Source organism: Kitasatospora cystarginea, from assembly GCF_039533515.1.
GTDB classification, from domain to species: domain Bacteria; phylum Actinomycetota; class Actinomycetes; order Streptomycetales; family Streptomycetaceae; genus Kitasatospora; species Kitasatospora cystarginea.
In genome coordinates, this window is the sequence record NZ_BAAATR010000005.1 from 94,738 (window position 1) to 111,292 (window position 16,555).

The window sequence follows — 16,555 nt, forward strand, 5'->3', positions numbered from 1 at the left end:
GAGATGTGAGCGCGGGGCAATAGGGTCGGGGGCATGCACCAGACCGACACCGCTCAGCTCACCGCGCCCGGCGTGCCCCGGCAGGCCGTGGCGCCGACCGGGCTGTCCCCGTCCCGGGCGGGCGACTTCATGACCTGCCCGCTGCTCTACCGGCTGCGGGTGATCGACCGCCTGCCCGAGCCGCCGAGCGCGGCGGCGACCCGGGGCACGGTGGTGCACGCGGTGCTCGAGCGCCTCTTCGACCACGCCCCGGCCGAGCGGACCCCGGAGCGTGCGCTGGGTCTGCTGCGCCCGCAGTGGCAGCGGCTGTTGTCCGAGCGCCCGGAGCTCGCCGGGCTGTTCCCGGACGACGAGGACGGCAACGCGGTGGCCCGCTGGCTGGGCGACGCGGAGAAGCTGCTGGCCCAGTGGTTCCGGCTGGAGGACCCCACCCGGCTGCACCCCGTGGAGCGCGAGCTGTACGTGGAGACGGTGCTGGGGTCCGGTCTGCTGCTGCGCGGCTACATCGACCGGGTCGATGTGGCACCGACCGGCGAGGTCCGGCTGGTGGACTACAAGACCGGCCGGGCGCCCTCGCGGGACTTCGAGGGCAAGGCCATGTTCCAGATGAAGTTCTACGCCCTGGTGGTGTGGCGCTGGAAGGGCGTCATCCCCAGGCGGCTCCAGCTGGTGTACCTGGGCGGCGGGGGCGACGTGGTCACGTACGACCCGGACGAGGCCGATCTGCTGGCGGTGGAGCGGAAGTTGGAGGCGCTCTGGGAGGCGATCTCCAGCGCGGTGGCCACCGGCCGGTTCCCGGCCACCCGAAATCGGCTGTGCGACTGGTGCGACCATCAGGCAAGCTGCCCGGAGTTCGGCGGCACTCCCCCGCCGTACCCCCTGCCGGTCCTGACGGGCCCCGAGCGCGGCCCCGCGGACCCGGCCGGCCCTGGCGAGCCGGCAAGACCGAACGAGCTCAAGAGCGACGAAAGCAACAAGGAGTCGTAGGTGACGATCCGAGTCCTGCTGGTGGACGACCAGCCGCTGCTGCGCACCGGCTTCCGGATGATTCTGGAGGCCGAGTCCGACCTGGTGGTGGTCGGCGAGGCGGGGGACGGTCAGCAGGCGCTGGAGCAGGTACGGGCGCTCCAGCCCGACGTGGTGCTGATGGACATCCGGATGCCCCGGATGGACGGGGTGGAGGCCACCCGCCGGATCGCCGGTCCCGGCCGGGACGGTCCGGTCAAGGTGCTGGTGCTGACCACCTTCGACCTGGACGAGTACGTGGTCGAGGCACTGCGCGCGGGGGCCAGCGGCTTCCTGCTCAAGGACGTCCCGGCCGAGGAACTGGTGCAGGCGATCCGGGTGGTCGCGGACGGTGCCGCGATGCTGGCCCCGAGCATCACCCGCCGACTGCTGGACATGTACGCCACCAAGCTGCCGTCCGGCGACGAGGCGCCGCCGCAGGCGCTGACCGCGCTGACCGAGCGCGAGATGGAAGTGCTCAAGCTGGTGGCCCGGGGACTGTCCAACGCGGAGATCGCCGGTGAGCTGTTCGTCAGCGAGACCACCGTGAAGACCCACGTCGGTCATGTGCTGACCAAGCTCCAGCTGCGTGACCGGGTGCAGGCTGCGGTGTACGCGTACGAGAGCGGCCTGGTCCGGCCCGGCACGCTCTGACCCCGCCGGCATCGGACGGCGAAGGGCGGCCTCTCCTCCCGGAGGAGGGGCCGCCCTTCGCCGTCCGCGGTCAACTCACCGCGCTGTCAGCTCACTTCTTGGTGCGGCCGATGTCCCAGAGACGGAACACACCCGTGGTGTCGACGGTGGTCTCGACACCGGTGATGTTGTTGCGCGAGACGTAGAACGCCTTGCTCTGGAACAGCGGGATCAGCGGCGCCTGGTCCGCGATCATGTTCTGGACCTGGGTGTAGTTGCCGCCGGCCGTGCGGTCGGTCTGCTTGATGCTGTCCGGCACCAGCTGCTGCGAGATCTTCGGGTCGTCCCAGCCGGTGTGGAAGACGCCGCCGTCGACCAGCAGCGGGGAGACGAAGTCGTCCGGGTCCGGGTAGTCGGGGGTCCAGCTCACCAGGTAGGCCTGGTAGGAGCCGGAGCTCCAGCCGTCCTGGTACTTCTTGAAGTCCTTCTCCTGCTGGACGGTCACCTGGAACAGGCCGCCGTCCTCCAGCTCCCTCTTGATCTCGTTGATCTCACGGTCGCCCGAGCGGCTGCTGGACGAGGTGATGTTCAGCTTGATCGGAACCGGGGTCTGGAGCTTGGCTCCGGCGAGGTACCGCTTCGCCTTGTTGACGTCCGGGTCCTGGTACTTGTCGAAGAACGAGGTGTTGTGCCCGGTGATCCCGGCCGGGATGAGCGAGTAGAGCGGCTGGACGGTCTCGGCGTACGCGTTGCCGGCGAGCGCCTTGCGGTCGATCAGCTGCGCCACCGCCTGCCGGACGGCCTGGTTGCCGACAGTGCTGTCCTTGGTGTTGAAGGCCAGGTAGCGGCTCTCGCCGCTGTCCCCCTCGGCCACCTTGTAGTCGCCCTTGCCGGCCTGCTGATCGGTCTCCATCTTGGCGGAGACGGCCGGGTCGAGGCTGTTGTTGTCGACCAGGTCGATGTCGCCCTTGTCCAGGGCCGTCTTGATGTCGTCCGCGCTGTTGTAGAAGCGGACCACGAACTTGTTGTTCTGCAGCTTGGCGTCGCCGCCGTACTGGCTGTTGGCGGAGAGGGCGACCTTGCCCAGCGCGTGGGAGTCGTTGCCCGCCAGGTCCTCGATCGAGTCGATCTTGTAGGGCCCCGAGCCGACGATCTTGTCGTTCGACAGCAGGTGGTCAGCGGGGAAGACCTGGTGGTCCACGATCGACCCGGCGGCCGAGGCCAGCTTGGCCGGGAGCACCGCGTCCGGGGTCTTCAGGTGGATGACCACACCCGTGTCGCCCTTGGTCTCCACCGACTTGATGGTGGAGAGCAGCGTGGCCGGGCCGCTGGCGTCCTTGATCTTCAGCATGCGCTGCACCGAGAACACGGCGTCCTCGTTGGTCAGCGGATGCCCGTTGGAGAACTTGAGCCCGTCGCGCATGGTGCACTCGTAGGTGAGCGCGTCCGACCCGGTGAAGGCGCAGGACTTCGCCGCGTCCGGCTGCGGCGTGGTGGCACCCTCGGGGAACTTCAGCAGCGACTGGAAGACGTTGTCGAACAGCAGCCAGGAGCCCGAGTCGTACGCACCGGCCGGGTCGAGCACCGTGGTGGTGTTGACCGTACCCATCGTGATCGGGCCGTTCCCGGAGCCGCCCGTGACGGCCTTGGTGGCCGAGGCGCAGCCTGCTGCGGTGGTCGCGACCAGCACGGCACACCCGAGCACGGCCAGTCGATTACCAGAGGTCATGCGGATACGTTTCCTTCTGCTGCGGGCCGGCCTGGGATGCCGGAGGCTGCCGCCTGACGCGCCGGGATGAGGCAGCGCCTACGGGGTCCGTACGACCGCACCGTCGGCACATCGGACGGGATCACCCGTGGATGGCGAGGGCACGACGAGGAGTTTTCGAGCAGCTGTTCGTGGGGACACTGGTTGAGATGTAGCGTGCCATATCAAACATGTCCGAATTACACCTGCAAGTGAACACTTTGGACATCAGACGGCCGGTCAGTGCCGCCCGGCCGAAAACTTGTCAGACAATGTCCCATTTCTCCCTCTTTGACGAGAGAGCAAGCTCACATTCCAACCGGGTGTAAGTTTCTGATAAGTAACTTCGCCGGGCGACGACGGTGCGTCAGCCCAGGATGAGCACCGCCTCAGACCCGGGCGGCGACCACCGAGCGCAGCAGCTCCAGATCGACCTGTTCCAGGGAGCTCAGCACGGTGCGTCCGGGGCCCGGCTCGATCGGCGCGACCGAGGGCACCGCGATGACCGGGCAGCCCGCGGCCTGCCCGGCCTGGACGCCGAGCGGTGCGTCCTCGACCACCACGCAGCGGCCCGGCTCGGCGCCGAAGCGGGTGACGGCGGCCAGGTAGGGGTCGGGGTGCGGCTTGGTCCTGGCGACCTCGTCGCCGGCGATCGAGAAGGCGAAGTGCTGGGCGCCCAGGCTCTGCAGCACGATGTCGATGATGTGACGGTGCGAGGCGGAGACCAGCGCGGCCGGGATGCCGTGCGCGTTCAGGGTGTTGAGCAGCCGTTCGGCACCGGGCATCAGCGGGACGCCGCCCGCCAGCAGGTCCACGAAGCGCTGGTTGATCAGCACCGTGAGGTCTGCCGGGGCCAGGTCCACGCCGGTTCTGGCCAGCAAGTAGTCGATCACCCGGCTCATCGGGCCGCCGACCACATGGGCCCGGTCCGCGTCGGTGAGCTCATGGCCCAGCTCGGCGAAGAGCGAGAACTCCGCCTGCCACCAGAAGTCCTCGGTGTCCACCAAGGTCCCGTCCATGTCCAGCAGCACCGCCTGGAGGCCCTGACCGCTGCTGTGGTCGAGTCCCGTGGTGGCGGTCGAGATGGTGGTCATGGCGGAAGGTCCTTCCGGTCACGGAGCCTGGAGATGGCACAGGCCGGTCCGCTGGTGAGCGGACCGGCCCGTCAGGATGATCCAGGATACGCCCCGTCCGCCGGAATGAGGCGAACGGAATGCAGCTCCCGGGTTACCGGGCGTTGAAGTACTTGGCCTCGGGGTGGTGGATCACGATGGCGTCGGTGGACTGCTCCGGGTGCAGCTGGAACTCCTCCGAGAGCACCACGCCGATCCGTTCGGGCCGCAGCAGGTCGGCGATCTTGGCGCGGTCCTCCAGCTCGGGGCAGGCGCCGTAGCCGAGGGAGAAGCGGGCGCCCCGGTACTTCAGGGCGAACATGTCCTTCACGTCCTGGGGGTCCTCGTCGCCGAAGCCGAGCTCGTAGCGGACCCGGGCGTGCCAGAACTCGGCCAGCGCCTCGGCCAGTTGGACCGAGAGGCCGTGCAACTCCAGGTAGTCCCGGTAGGCGTTGGCGGCGAACAGCTCGTTCGCGGCCTCGGAGATCCGGTTGCCCATGGTGACCACCTGCAGGCCCACCACGTCCTTCTCACCGGACTCCTCCGGGCGGAAGAAGTCCGCCAGGCACAGCCGGCGCCCGCGTCGCTGCCGCGGGAAGGTGAACCGGGTGCGCTCGGAGCCGTCCTCGTTGTAGACGATCAGGTCGTCGCCCTTGGACGCGGCCGGGAAGTAGCCGTAGACCACCGCCGGCTCCAGCCAGCCCTCGGTCTGCAGCCGGTCCAGCCACATCCGCAGCCGCGGACGGCCCTCGGTCTCCACCAGCTCCTCGTAGCTGGGGCCGTCACCGCTGCGGGAGGCCTTCAGACCCCACTGCCCCTTGAACAGCGCGTCCTCGTCCAGCCATGACGCGTAGTCCGCGAACGGGATGCCCTTGACGATCCGGTCCCCCCAGAACGGCGGGGCCGGAACCCGGTTGTCGACCACCACGTCGGAGCGGATCTGCCCGAGGTTCTCCTCCGGCTCCTCCACCGCCTCGACCCGGGCGTGCCGGCGCTGCCTGAGCTCGGGCAGCCCGGCACCCGGTACTCCGCGCTTGACCGCGACCAGCGCGTCCATCAGCTTGAGGCCCTCGAAGGCGTCGCGGGCGTAGCGGACTTCGCCTTGGTAGATGGCGTGGAGGTCCTGTTCGACGTAGGCGCGGGTGAGGGCGGCGCCGCCGAGGATGACGGGGAAGTCGGCGGCCAGTCCGCGCTGGTTGAGCTCTTCCAGGTTCTCCTTCATGATCACGGTGGACTTCACCAGCAGGCCGGACATGCCGATCACGTCCGCGTTGTGTTCCCGGGCCGCGTCCACGATCGCCGCGACGGGCTGCTTGATGCCCAGGTTCACCACGTTGTAGCCGTTGTTGGACAGGATGATGTCGACCAGGTTCTTGCCGATGTCATGGACGTCGCCCTTGACCGTGGCCAGCACGATCGTGCCCTTGCCCTCTGAATCGGACTTCTCCATGTGGGGTTCCAGATGGGCGACCGCGGCCTTCATCACCTCGGCGGACTGCAGCACGAACGGCAACTGCATCTGCCCCGAACCGAACAGCTCACCGACCACCTTCATCCCCGACAGCAACGTGTCGTTGATGATCTCCAACGCCGGACGGGAGGCCATCGCCTCGTCCAAGTCACCTTCCAGGCCGCCCCGTTCACCGTCGATGATCCGGCGCTGCAGGCGCTCCTCCAGCGGCAGTGCCGCCAGTTCCTCCGCCTTGGACGCCTTCAACGACGCCGACGACACGCCCTCGAACAACTGCAGCAGCCGCTGCAGCGGGTCGTACCCCTCCCGCCGCCGGTCGTGGACCAGATCCAGCGCCACCTCACGCTGCTCCTGCGGGATCCGCGCGATCGGCAGGATCTTCGAGGCGTGCACGATCGCCGAGTCCAGCCCGGCCTCGACGCACTCGTGCAGGAACACCGAGTTCAGCACCTGCCGCGCCGCCGGCGACAGCCCGAAGGAGATGTTCGACAGTCCGAGCGTCGTCTGCACCCCCGGGTGGCGGCGCTTCAGCTCCCGGATCGCCTCGATCGTCTCGATCCCGTCCCGCCGCGACTCCTCCTGGCCCGTGCCCAGCGTGAACGTCAGGCAGTCCACCAGGATCGCGCCCTCGTCGATCCCGTACTCACCCGTCAGCTGCGCGATCAGCCGCTCCGCGACCGCGACCTTCTTCTCCGCCGTACGGGCCTGACCCTCCTCGTCGATCGTCAACGCGATCAGCCCCGCGCCGTGCTCCCGCGCCAACGACGCGATCCGGCCGAACCGCGTTCCCGGCCCGTCCCCGTCCTCGTAGTTGACGGAGTTCAGCACCGCACGGCCACCCAGCGCCTCGAGCCCCGCCCGCAGCACGTCCGGCTCGGTCGAGTCCAGCACGATCGGCAGCGTCGAAGCGGTCGCCAGCCGACCCGCGACCTCCCGCATGTCCGCCACACCGTCACGGCCGACATAGTCCACGCACAGATCGAGCATGTGCGAACCGTCCCGGATCTGCTCCCGGGCGATCTCCACACACGCCTGCCAATCCCCCGCCAGCATCGACTCGCGGAACTTCTTCGACCCGTTCGCGTTCGTCCGCTCACCGATCGCCAGGTACGAGGTGTCCTGCCTGAACGGCACCGACTGGTACAACGACGACGCCGCCGGCTCCGGCCGCGGATCACGCGAGACCACCGGCTGGCCCTGCACCCGCTCCACCACCGCCCGCAGGTGCTCCGGAGTCGTCCCGCAGCACCCACCCACCAACGACAGCCCGTACTCCCGCGTGAACGTGTCGTGCGCGTCCGCCAACTCCACCGGACTGAGCGGATAGTGCGCACCATCCTTGCCCAGCACCGGCAGACCCGCGTTCGGCATGCACGACAGGCCGATTCGCGCGTTCTTGGCCAGGTACCGCAGATGCTCACTCATCTCGGCCGGGCCGGTGGCGCAGTTCAGCCCGATGTAGTCCACGCCCAGCGGCTCCAACGCCGTCAGCGCCGCCCCGATCTCCGAGCCGAGCAGCATCGTGCCCGTGGTCTCGACGGTGACCTGGACGAGGACCGGCAGGTCCAGACCCGCCTCCGCCAGCGCGCGCTTGCACCCCAGGATCGCCGCCTTGGTCTGCAGCAGATCCTGGCTGGTCTCCACCAGCAGCGCATCCGCACCACCCGCGATCAGACCCGCCGCATTCCGCTCGAACCCGTTCCGCAACACCTCATACGGCGCGTGCCCCAGCGTCGGCAGCTTCGTCCCGGGCCCGATCGAACCCAGCACCCAGCGGGTACGGCCGTCGTCGTGGGCATCGGCCGCCTCACGGGCGATCCGCGCGCCCGCCTGCGACAACTCGAAGATCCGCTCCGAGATCCCGTACTCCCCCAGCGCCGCGTGGTTCGCCCCGAAGGTGTTGGTCTCCACGCAGTCCACGCCCACCGCGAAGTAGGCGTCATGCACCGAACGCACGATATCCGGACGGGTCAGGTTCAGGATCTCGTTGCACCCCTCCAACTGCTGGAAGTCATCCAGCGTCGGATCCTGCGCCTGAAGCATCGTGCCCATCGCCCCGTCCGCGACCACCACACGGGTCGCGAGGGCTTCGCGCAAGGCATTCGCGCGATCTTGCTGAGCGGACGAGGGGACGACTGTGGCCATGGGGCTACTCCCTGGGTGCGACGGCTGTCGGCTATGCGTCCCCTCCGGTGTTTGGGGACGCACGCCGCCAGCGTATCCGGACACCTGCCCGGGCACAGAACCTGTTTCGAATCGTGAGCGTCCCCTCGGTCGGAGGGGAGTGGATCAATGGACACGGGGAAGAACCGCGCAGGCGCCTGGCGACGCAGGTGGCGGGGGTGGTCACGAGGGCGAAGGACGTTGGTGGCGAGTTTGCTCGGACTGGTCGTGCTGCTGATACCTCCGGCCTCGGCCGCCGCCGCACTGCGCCTGCAGTACACGGGGGAACCGCCTGCCGAGGCGCGTACCCGAGGACATGACGCGGTCTGGCTCGGCCACGCGTGGGTGGACGGCCGAAAGGGGGACGCCGACCTCGTCTCCTTGACGCGGCAGCTGGCCGGCACCGGTATCCGCGACCTCTACGTGCACACCGGTCCGCTGGGCGACGACGGCTCGCTGGATGGCGCCAAGCACCCGAAGGCGGCCTGGCTCGTGGCGGCCGTCCACCAGGCGGCGCCCGGGCTGCGGGTGCAGGCCTGGCTGGGCAATGTGGTGGCGCCCGAGGAGAACGGGCTGCGCCTGGACCAGGCCGAGACCCGGAACCGGATCACCGACTCCGCCCGGCAGGTGCTCGACCTCGGCTTCGACGGCGTCCACTTCGACCTGGAGCCGGTCCGCTCCGATTCCGCCGGCTTCCTCGCATTGCTGGACCAGGCGCACGCGGTGACCGCCGAGCGCCACGCGCAGCTCTCGGTGGCCGCGCCGCAGATCGACCCGCTGCCCGGACTGCACTCGGCGGGCATCGCGCTCGCCGGCCACGGCAAGTGGTGGTCGCAGGCGTACTTCGCGCAGGTCGCCAGGCGGGTGGAGCAGATCGCGGTGATGTCGTACGACACCGCCATGCCGCTGGAGTCGCTCTACGGCGGCTATGTCGCCCAGCAGACCGCGCTGGCACTCGAGGCCACCCCGCCCGGGGTCGATCTGCTGATGGGCCTGCCCGCGTACTGGGACGACAGTTTCGGGCACCGGGGCTCAGCCGAGACGGTGACCGCGGCGGTCCGGGGCGCCCGGCTGGCGCTGGGCCGCAACGACCGGCAGGCCTTCGGCCTGGCGCTGTACGCCGACTTCTCCGCCACCGCAGCGGACTGGGCCGCGTACCGAAGCGGCTGGTGTGCGGCCTGAGGGCGGCGCCCCCTCGCGCCCTGCGCGGCAGGACGCGACCTGGCCACTACCATCCGCATTCGACACGTCACATTCCGTGCCCGTCGAATGCTCGGAGGACCGCCATGCGCCGCCGCCTGCTCGCCGCCGCCACCGCCCTGCCGCTCGCCCTGCCACTCGCCCTGGGCGCGACACCCGCCGCCGCGACACCCGCCACCAGGTCGGTGACCAACTACGTCGCACTCGGGGACTCGTTCTCCGCCGGGCTCGGCGCCGGCTCGTACGACCCGGCCAGCGGGGACTGCCATCGCAGCAGACTCGCCTACGGCCCGCTCTGGGCCGGCGGCCACCCGGGGACCGGATCCGGCTTCGTGGCTTGCAGCGGGGCCACCACCGACGACGTGGTGCGCGACCAGCTGCCCAGGCTGGCCTCCGGCACCACGCTCGCGACCGTCACCATCGGCGGCAACGACCTGGGCTTCGGCAAGGCGATCGCCTCCTGCCTCCTGCCCCTCACCGCCGAGCGGGTCTGCGATGCGGCGATCGCCGAGTCCGAGCGCAGACTGCGCGACGAGCTGCCCGGCAAACTGGCGCAGACCTACCGGGCGATCGCCGGGGCAACTCCGGGGGCGAAGGTGGTGGTCGCGGGCTATCCGCGCCTGCTGGAGCACGGCTCCGTCCCCTGCTCGGTCGGCACCCCGGCCCGGCGCGACCGGTTCAACGCCCTGACGGACCGGCTAGATGATCTGATCCGCACTCAGTCCACCAAGCAGGGATTCGACTTCGCCGACGTACGCGGTGCCTTCGCCGGCCACGGCGTGTGCGCCGACGGCGGCCAGGAGTGGATCAGGCGGCTCGTGGTACCCGCCTACTGGGAGTCCTTCCACCCGACCGCGACCGGCCAGGCCCGGGGCTATCTCCCGCCCGTCTCGGCGGCGCTCGCCGGCTGAACCCGCACCCGCTGTCCGGCGGACCGGCCCCTGCCGTCACAGGACAGGCATCAAAGCCCGTAGGCTGGGCAGGTAGGGACCATGGAACGGGCAGTTCCAGGTGGAGAAGGTTCAGCAGTCGGCAGCCAGCCGTCAGTTCCCGTGGACGGACAGGCCGTACCGGCGACGCGGGGCGGGCCGCTGACCGACCGGAGGGAGACACTGGGTGATCGAGCTGGAAGATGTTCCCGAGTTGATCGACCCGGTGATGGTCTGTGCGTTCGAGGGCTGGAACGACGCGGGCGACGCCGCCTCGGCAGCGGTCGGGCATCTGGACGAGACCTGGGGCGGCAAGGTGTTCGCCGCACTGGACGCCGAGGACTACTACGACTTCCAGGTCAACCGGCCCACGGTGTGGCTGGACGGCGGCGTGCGCCGGATCACCTGGCCGACCACCCGCCTGTCGGTGGTCCGGGTCACCGAGCCCACCACCCGTGACCTGGTACTGGTCCGGGGTATCGAGCCGAGCATGCGCTGGCGCTCGTACTGCAACGAACTGCTCGGGTTCGCCCACGAGTTGGGCGTCGAGCTGGTGGTGATCCTCGGCGCACTGCTCGGGGACACCCCGCACAGCCGGCCGGTGCCGGTCAGCGGCGTCACCTCGGACGCGGCGCTCGCCCGCCGGCTCGACCTCGAGGAGAGCAGGTACGAGGGCCCGACGGGGATCGTCGGCGTGCTCCAGGAGGCCTGCGCGCACGCCGGTGTCCCGGCGGTGACGCTCTGGGCGGCGGTGCCGCACTACGTGGCGCAGCCGCCCAACCCCAAGGCCACGCTGGCGCTGATCAACAAGCTGGAGGACCTGCTCGACCTGCGGATCCCGCCGGGCGAGCTGAGCGAGGACGCCCGCGCCTGGCAGCTCGGGGTGGACCAGCTGGCCGCCGAGGACAGCGAGGTGGCCGAGTACGTCCAGCAGTTGGAGGAGGCGCAGGACACCGCCGATCTGCCGGAGGCGTCCGGCGACGCCATCGCCCGGGAGTTCGAGCGCTATCTCCGTCGCCGGGAGAACCTCGGCCCGACCGGCGAGAAGCCGGCCGTCGGCCACGCCACGGCGGAACGCCCGAGCGAGTCCGGCGCCAAGGAGACCAAGCAGCCGGAGGAGCCTCAGGACTCGGACGAGGACAGCGACGACGACGAGGACTGAGCCCGGCACCCGGGTCCGCTCAGGCGGCTGTCCGCCTCCGTGCGCCCGGGTCCGCACGCACGACGGGGCGCGGGGAGCCGCGCTGCCGGCACCTCCGCGAAGGTGCGTGGTCGGCAGCACGGCTCCCCGCGCTCTGTCGGTTTCCGGAGGCGGACCGTTCCCGGAGGCGGACCGTTCCCGGGGAAGACCCCTAGAGGGCGACGCCGAGCAGGGCGTCCACCGTCCGCGAGACCAGTCCGGGCGCCCCGGTGTCGGTGCCGCCGGTCTCGGCCTGCTGCGCGACCCAGCGGTCGACGGCCGCCAGCGCGGCGGGCGCGTCCAAGTCCTCGGCCAGGGCGGCGCGGACCTCGGCGAGCAGCGCCTCGGCCGACGGGCCGTCCGGACGGGAGACCGCGGCGCGCCAGCGGGCCAGCCGGTCCACGGCGCCGTCCAGGTCGTCCTTGGTCCACTCCCAGTCGCTGCGGTAGTGGTGGGCCAGAAGCGCCAGCCGGATCGCCGCCGGGTCGACGCCGTCGCGGCGCAGCGCGGAGACGAACACCAGGTTGCCGCGGGACTTGGACATCTTGTGACCGTCCAGGGCGACCATCCCCGCGTGCACGTAGGCGCGGGCGTAGGGGTGGGCGCCGGTGGCGACGTGGGCGTGCGAGGCGCCCATCTCGTGGTGCGGGAAGGAGAGGTCGCTGCCGCCGCCCTGGATGTCGAAGGACATCCCGAGGTACTGCAGGGCGATCGCCACGCACTCGATGTGCCAGCCGGGGCGGCCGTGGCCGAGCTCGGTGTCCCAGGCGGGCTCGCCCTCGCGGGCGGCCAGCCAGAGCAGCGGGTCGAGGCGGTGCTTCTTGCCGGGGCGGTCCGGGTCGCCGCCGCGCTCGGCGAAGACCGGGAGCATGGCCTCGCGGTCGAGCCCGGAGACATCGCCGAAGTGCGGGTCGGACTCGACGGAGAAGTAGATGTCGCCGTCCAGGTCGTACGCGGCGCCGCTCGCCAGCAGCTTCTTGACCAGCGGGACGATCCACGGGATGGACTCGACCGCGCCGATGTAGTGGGCCGGGGGGAGCATCCGCAGGGCGGTCATGTCCTCGCGGAACAGGGCGGTCTCACGCTCGGCGAGCACCGTCCAGTCCATGCCGGTGGCCACGGCCCGCTCCAGCAGCGGGTCGTCGACATCGGTGACGTTCTGGACGTAGAGGACGTCGTGGCCGGCGTCCTTCCACACCCTCTGCACCAGGTCGAACGCCGTGTAGGTGGCGGCGTGTCCCAGGTGGGTGGCGTCGTAGGGGGTGATGCCGCAGACGTAGATCCGAGCGGTGCCGTCCTGCGGCACCACCTTCCGGACTCCGCCGGTGGCGGTGTCGTGGATACGGAGCGGGAGCCCCTGACCGGGCAGGGCGGGAACCTCGGAGGCGGGCCAGGCATGCATGGGACCGACTCTAACCTTGCGATCATTTGAAAGGCTAACCAGTTACCAAGATCGGCCAGAATCAGCTTCTAATCGATCAGGTTCGATCACAACCCAGGATCGTCCCGACACGTGGAACAGCGGACCCGCCGTCGGGGCGGCAGCGGTCCTCAGACCGGCGGCCAGGGAATCGACGGCCAGTCAGGAGACGGCAGTGGGTGCCGAGCGGTGCGGCGCAGCACGTCCACCCGCTCCGCGGCGGCGGTCAGTTCGGCGTCGGTGAGATGCGGACGCAGACGTTCGCCCAGCGCACCGTCCAAATCATCCGCGAGCCGGGCCAGGACGTCGAGCGCCTCCTCGGCCACGGGCTGCTCGGCCCAGCCCCAGAGCAGGGTGCGCAGCTTGCCGGGGACCGCGAAGGTCACCCCGTGGTCGATCCCGTAGAGCCGCCCGTCGGCCGCCGGGATCCAGTGACCGCCCTTGCGGTCGGCGTTGTTGAGCACCGCGTCCAGCACCGCGAGCCGGCGCAGTCGCTCGTCGTCCCGGTGCACCAGCAGCGCGACGCGGCCTGGACCGACCTCGGCCCGGACGATCGGCAGCCAGCCCGGCTCGGGGCCGGCCGGGTCCTGCAGTGCCAGCAGTTCCTCGGCCGCCGGATCCGGCTCCACCCAGAGCTGGACCATGCCGCAGCCGTGGGGGCCGTCCCGCAGCACGGTCGGCGGTATCAGCCCCCAGCCGGTGGCCGCCGAGACCTCGTACGCGGCGACCTCGCGCCCGGCCAGGGTGCCGTCGGGGAAGTCCCACAGCGGGCGTTCCCCGGCGACCGGCTTGTAGACGCAGGGCGCGGTCAGCCCGTCCAGGGTCGCGGTGCAGTACAGCACGGCGTTGGAGGCGTCGGTGAGTCGGCCGTGGACGGTGAGCCCGCCCTCACGCAGCAGGTGCAGCGCCGTGCCGGCATCGGCCGCCAGGGCGGCGCTGCCCACCGGATCCGCGAACGGCACGCCCGAGGTGTCCTGTGGCCCCTCCGATTCGTCCGGCTGCCCGGCCGCGGCCTCCCGGACGGGAGCCTGGTCGCCGTTCAGCGCCGGTAGCCGTTCGCGCGCGGGCACAGGTGCCCCTCCGGGTCGAGCGGGAGGTTGCAGAACGGGCACGGCTTGCGGCCGGCCGCGACCAGGTCCAGCGCACGCTTGGCGAAGACCCGGGCCATCGCGCCGGAGAGCCGCACCCGGAGCATGTCGGGGCCGTGCTCCTCGTCCTCGAACAGCCGCTCGTCGGCCTCCTCGTCCTCGCCCTCGTCCTCGACCATAGCCTGGGCCTCGACCACCAGGCACTCGTCCGCGCTGTCCCAGGCGAGCGCCATGGTCCCGACCCGGAACTCCTGCTCCAGCGGGAGGTCCAGCGGCGCGGTGTCGATCAGCTCGGCCGGGGCGATGGCGGGGATCGACGCCGAGCCGCCGCTGCGCCGCAGCGCCTCGTCCAGCACCTGGTCGACCCGCTCGGCCAGCGCCATGACCTGGGCCTTCTCCAGCAGCACGCTGGTGATCCGCCCCCGGGTGCTGGCCTGCAGGTAGAACGCCCGCTGGCCGGGCTGGCCGACGGTGCCGGCTACGAACCGCTCGGGCTGGTCGTAGAAGTAGACCTGACGAGGCACTCTCTCGCTCCGGGTTCACGATGGGTCGGTCAAGGGCTTATGTGCCACCCTACGGCCTGCATGCCCGCCTCGGTGGGTCAGGTGCGGAGCAGTCAGCCGGATGTCAGTTCCGCCGCACCTGACGGGCGGCGAATGCACCGCACACCCGGTGTCCGGGCTCGTACCGGTCGGTCCCCGTTCGCCGTGCCGGGTCGGCCGGTTCCGCAGTCGGCCCGGTTCAGCCGGTACCGGTGTCGCCGCCGACCACCGCGTCGCCGCGGGGCGTGCGCGTGTCGGGGCGCGGGGCGAGCGAGGCGAGGCTGCCGGTGTCGCCGACCCGGAGCACGAACGGGCGCCGCGAGGTGTACCGGATCACGCTGACCGAGCAGGGTTCGACCGAGATCCGCTGGAAGTGGTCCAGGTGCAGGCCCAGTGCGTCCGCCAGCACGGCCTTGATCACGTCGCCGTGCGAGCAGGCCACCCAGACCGCGTCGGGTCCGTGCTCGGCGGCGATCTTCTCGTCCCACTCGCGGACGGCCGTCACGGTGCGGTGGCTCAGCTCGCGCAGCGACTCACCACCGGGGAAGGCGGCCGCCGCCGCGTGGTCCTGCACGGTGCGCCAGAGCGGCTCGGTGGCCAGCTCGGCCAGCGGCCGGCCGGTCCAGTCGCCGTAGTGGCACTCGCCGAGCCGCTCGTCCAGTGCGGCCGAACCGAGTTCGGGCCGGGCCGCCAGCAGCGGCTCCAGGGTCTGGCGGCAGCGCTCCAGCGGGCTGCTCACCGCCTGCGCCAGCGCGATGCCCGCCAACCGGTCGGCCAGCCCCCCGGCCTGGGTGCGTCCGGTGTCGTCCAGTTCCACCCCCGGCGTCCAACCGGCGAGAATCCCGGCGGCGTTGGCGGTGGAACGACCGTGGCGGACGAGCAGCAGCGTGGGCATGGGGCCCAGCCTACGGCCTCGGGCCGGGCGCGTGGCCCGCCCGTACGGCGTGACGGGCCTCCTCCCCGGCCCGCCGGGCGGCCCGGGGAGTCCGGCGGTCGCCGTCCGCGCCGCCGACTCCGCGGTCATCCGGTGTCGGGCGGGCAGCCGCCACAATGGCCGGATGATCGTCGATAGCGCCATCTACCGTGACGGCCACCGGAGTCAGGGGCCCGCGGACCTCTCGGACGCCCTGGAGGTCGCCCGGAGCGCCGGGGACGGGTTCGTCTGGGTCGGCCTGTTCGAGCCCACCGCTGAGGAGTTGGACCTGGTCAGCGCGGAGTTCGGCCTCCACCCGCTCGCCGTCGAGGACGCCGTGCGGGCGCACCAGCGGCCGAAGTTGGAGCGGTACGAGGGCTCGCTGTTCATGGTGCTCAAGACGATCGGCTACCACCCCGAGGGCTGGGCGGTCAGCGTCGGTGAACTGATGCTCTTCGTCGGCGACTCGTACGTGGTGACGGTCCGGCACGGCACGGACAGTCCGCTCTCGGGCCTGCGCACCGCCATGGGGCAGGACCCCGCGCTGCTCGCCGCCGGCCCGGTCGCCGTGCTCTACGCCATCGCCGACCTGGTGGTGGACGGCTATCTCGACGTCGCCGCCGCCCTGCAGGCCGACCTGGACGAACTGGAAGCCGGGGTCTTCGCCCCCGGCCGCCCGTCGGCGGACACCGCCGAGCGGATCTACGCCTTCAAACGCCAGGTGATGACCTTCCGCCGGGCCACCGCCCCGCTGCAGGATCCGGTGCTCCGGCTCGCCCGCGGCGACATCGAGTGCGTGCCGCAGCAGTTGCGGCCCTACCTGCGTGACGTGGCCGACCACCTGGCCCGGGTCAACGAGATGGTCGACGGACTGGACCGGCTGCTCTCGGACATCCTCAACGCCAACCTCGCGCAGGTGAGCGTGCAGCAGAACAACGACATGCGGAAGATCTCGGCCTGGGCGGCGCTGGCGGCCGTGCCGACCATGATCGCCGGCATCTACGGCATGAACTTCACCCACATGCCCGAACTGCGCCAGCCCTGGGGCTACCCGGCCGCACTCGCCCTGATGACCGGCGTCTGCGTGGTCCTCCACCGCGTCTTCAAACGCAGCGGCTGGCTGTGACTCCCCTGCCCGGTCGAGGCGGACCG

The 16,555-nt window shown here is 70.9% G+C and carries 13 protein-coding genes; 6 read left to right on the plus strand and 7 right to left on the minus strand.

The genetic code is table 11. The features are described from left to right. Positions 1-33 precede the first annotated feature (33 nt). Together ABD369_RS07790 and ABD369_RS07795 are read left to right on the plus strand one after the other, a co-directional pair. Positions 34-987 (plus strand): RecB family exonuclease, encoded by a 954-nt coding sequence (locus ABD369_RS07790; RefSeq protein ID WP_344635503.1) that lies wholly within the window; start codon positions 34-36, stop codon positions 985-987. Further along, complete coding sequence (locus ABD369_RS07795; RefSeq protein ID WP_344635504.1) at positions 988-1,659, plus strand: response regulator; 672 nt, start codon at positions 988-990, stop codon at positions 1,657-1,659. It begins immediately after the preceding gene. A 91-nt stretch (positions 1,660-1,750) separates the two neighbouring features. On the opposite strand, the gene ABD369_RS07800 is transcribed toward ABD369_RS07795, so the two are convergent. From ABD369_RS07800 to metH, 3 genes are all read right to left on the minus strand, one after another. Then, positions 1,751-3,367, minus strand: a complete 1,617-nt coding sequence (locus ABD369_RS07800; protein ID WP_344635505.1) for an ABC transporter substrate-binding protein — start codon at positions 3,365-3,367, stop codon at positions 1,751-1,753. A 407-nt stretch (positions 3,368-3,774) separates the two neighbouring features. Further along, positions 3,775-4,479 (minus strand): HAD family hydrolase, encoded by a 705-nt coding sequence (locus ABD369_RS07805; protein WP_344635506.1) that lies wholly within the window; start codon positions 4,477-4,479, stop codon positions 3,775-3,777. A 133-nt stretch (positions 4,480-4,612) separates the two neighbouring features. After that, complete coding sequence (gene metH / locus ABD369_RS07810) at positions 4,613-8,113, minus strand: methionine synthase (RefSeq protein ID WP_344635507.1); 3,501 nt, start codon at positions 8,111-8,113, stop codon at positions 4,613-4,615. Between the two features lie 222 nt (positions 8,114-8,335). Here metH and ABD369_RS07815 point away from each other — a divergent pair, with 222 nt between their 5' ends. The 3 genes from ABD369_RS07815 to ABD369_RS07825 all read left to right on the plus strand — a co-directional run bounded on the left by ABD369_RS07815 (position 8,336) and on the right by ABD369_RS07825 (position 11,422). Next, the gene (locus ABD369_RS07815) at positions 8,336-9,313 is read left to right on the plus strand and encodes a glycoside hydrolase family 18 protein (RefSeq protein WP_425557554.1); all 978 of its coding nucleotides are present in this window, start codon (positions 8,336-8,338) and stop codon (positions 9,311-9,313) included. Positions 9,314-9,417: 104 nt separating this feature from the next. Next, positions 9,418-10,242 (plus strand): SGNH/GDSL hydrolase family protein, encoded by an 825-nt coding sequence (locus tag ABD369_RS07820; protein ID WP_344635509.1) that lies wholly within the window; start codon positions 9,418-9,420, stop codon positions 10,240-10,242. Positions 10,243-10,447: 205 nt separating this feature from the next. Beyond that, positions 10,448-11,422, plus strand: coding sequence for a PAC2 family protein (locus tag ABD369_RS07825; protein ID WP_344635510.1), 975 nt, complete (start codon positions 10,448-10,450; stop codon positions 11,420-11,422). A gap of 190 nt (positions 11,423-11,612) precedes the next feature. On the opposite strand, the gene mshC is transcribed toward ABD369_RS07825, so the two are convergent. The 4 genes from mshC to ABD369_RS07845 form a co-directional block, all read right to left on the minus strand. After that, a complete protein-coding gene (gene mshC, locus ABD369_RS07830; RefSeq protein ID WP_344635511.1) occupies positions 11,613-12,842 on the minus strand; it encodes a cysteine--1-D-myo-inosityl 2-amino-2-deoxy-alpha-D-glucopyranoside ligase in 1,230 nt (409 codons plus the stop codon). A gap of 149 nt (positions 12,843-12,991) precedes the next feature. Next, entirely contained in the window at positions 12,992-13,789 is a 798-nt protein-coding gene (locus ABD369_RS07835) for an SCO1664 family protein (RefSeq protein WP_344635714.1), read from the minus strand. A 110-nt stretch (positions 13,790-13,899) separates the two neighbouring features. Continuing rightward, positions 13,900-14,472, minus strand: coding sequence for a DUF3090 domain-containing protein (locus ABD369_RS07840; protein ID WP_344635512.1), 573 nt, complete (start codon positions 14,470-14,472; stop codon positions 13,900-13,902). A 217-nt stretch (positions 14,473-14,689) separates the two neighbouring features. Then, on the minus strand, positions 14,690-15,385 hold the full coding sequence (locus ABD369_RS07845; protein ID WP_344635513.1) for a histidine phosphatase family protein: 696 nt from the start codon (positions 15,383-15,385) through the stop codon (positions 14,690-14,692). A gap of 163 nt (positions 15,386-15,548) precedes the next feature. On the opposite strand from ABD369_RS07845, the gene ABD369_RS07850 reads away from it, so the two are divergent. Then, positions 15,549-16,529, plus strand: coding sequence for a magnesium and cobalt transport protein CorA (locus tag ABD369_RS07850; RefSeq protein WP_344635514.1), 981 nt, complete (start codon positions 15,549-15,551; stop codon positions 16,527-16,529). Positions 16,530-16,555 lie beyond the last annotated feature (26 nt).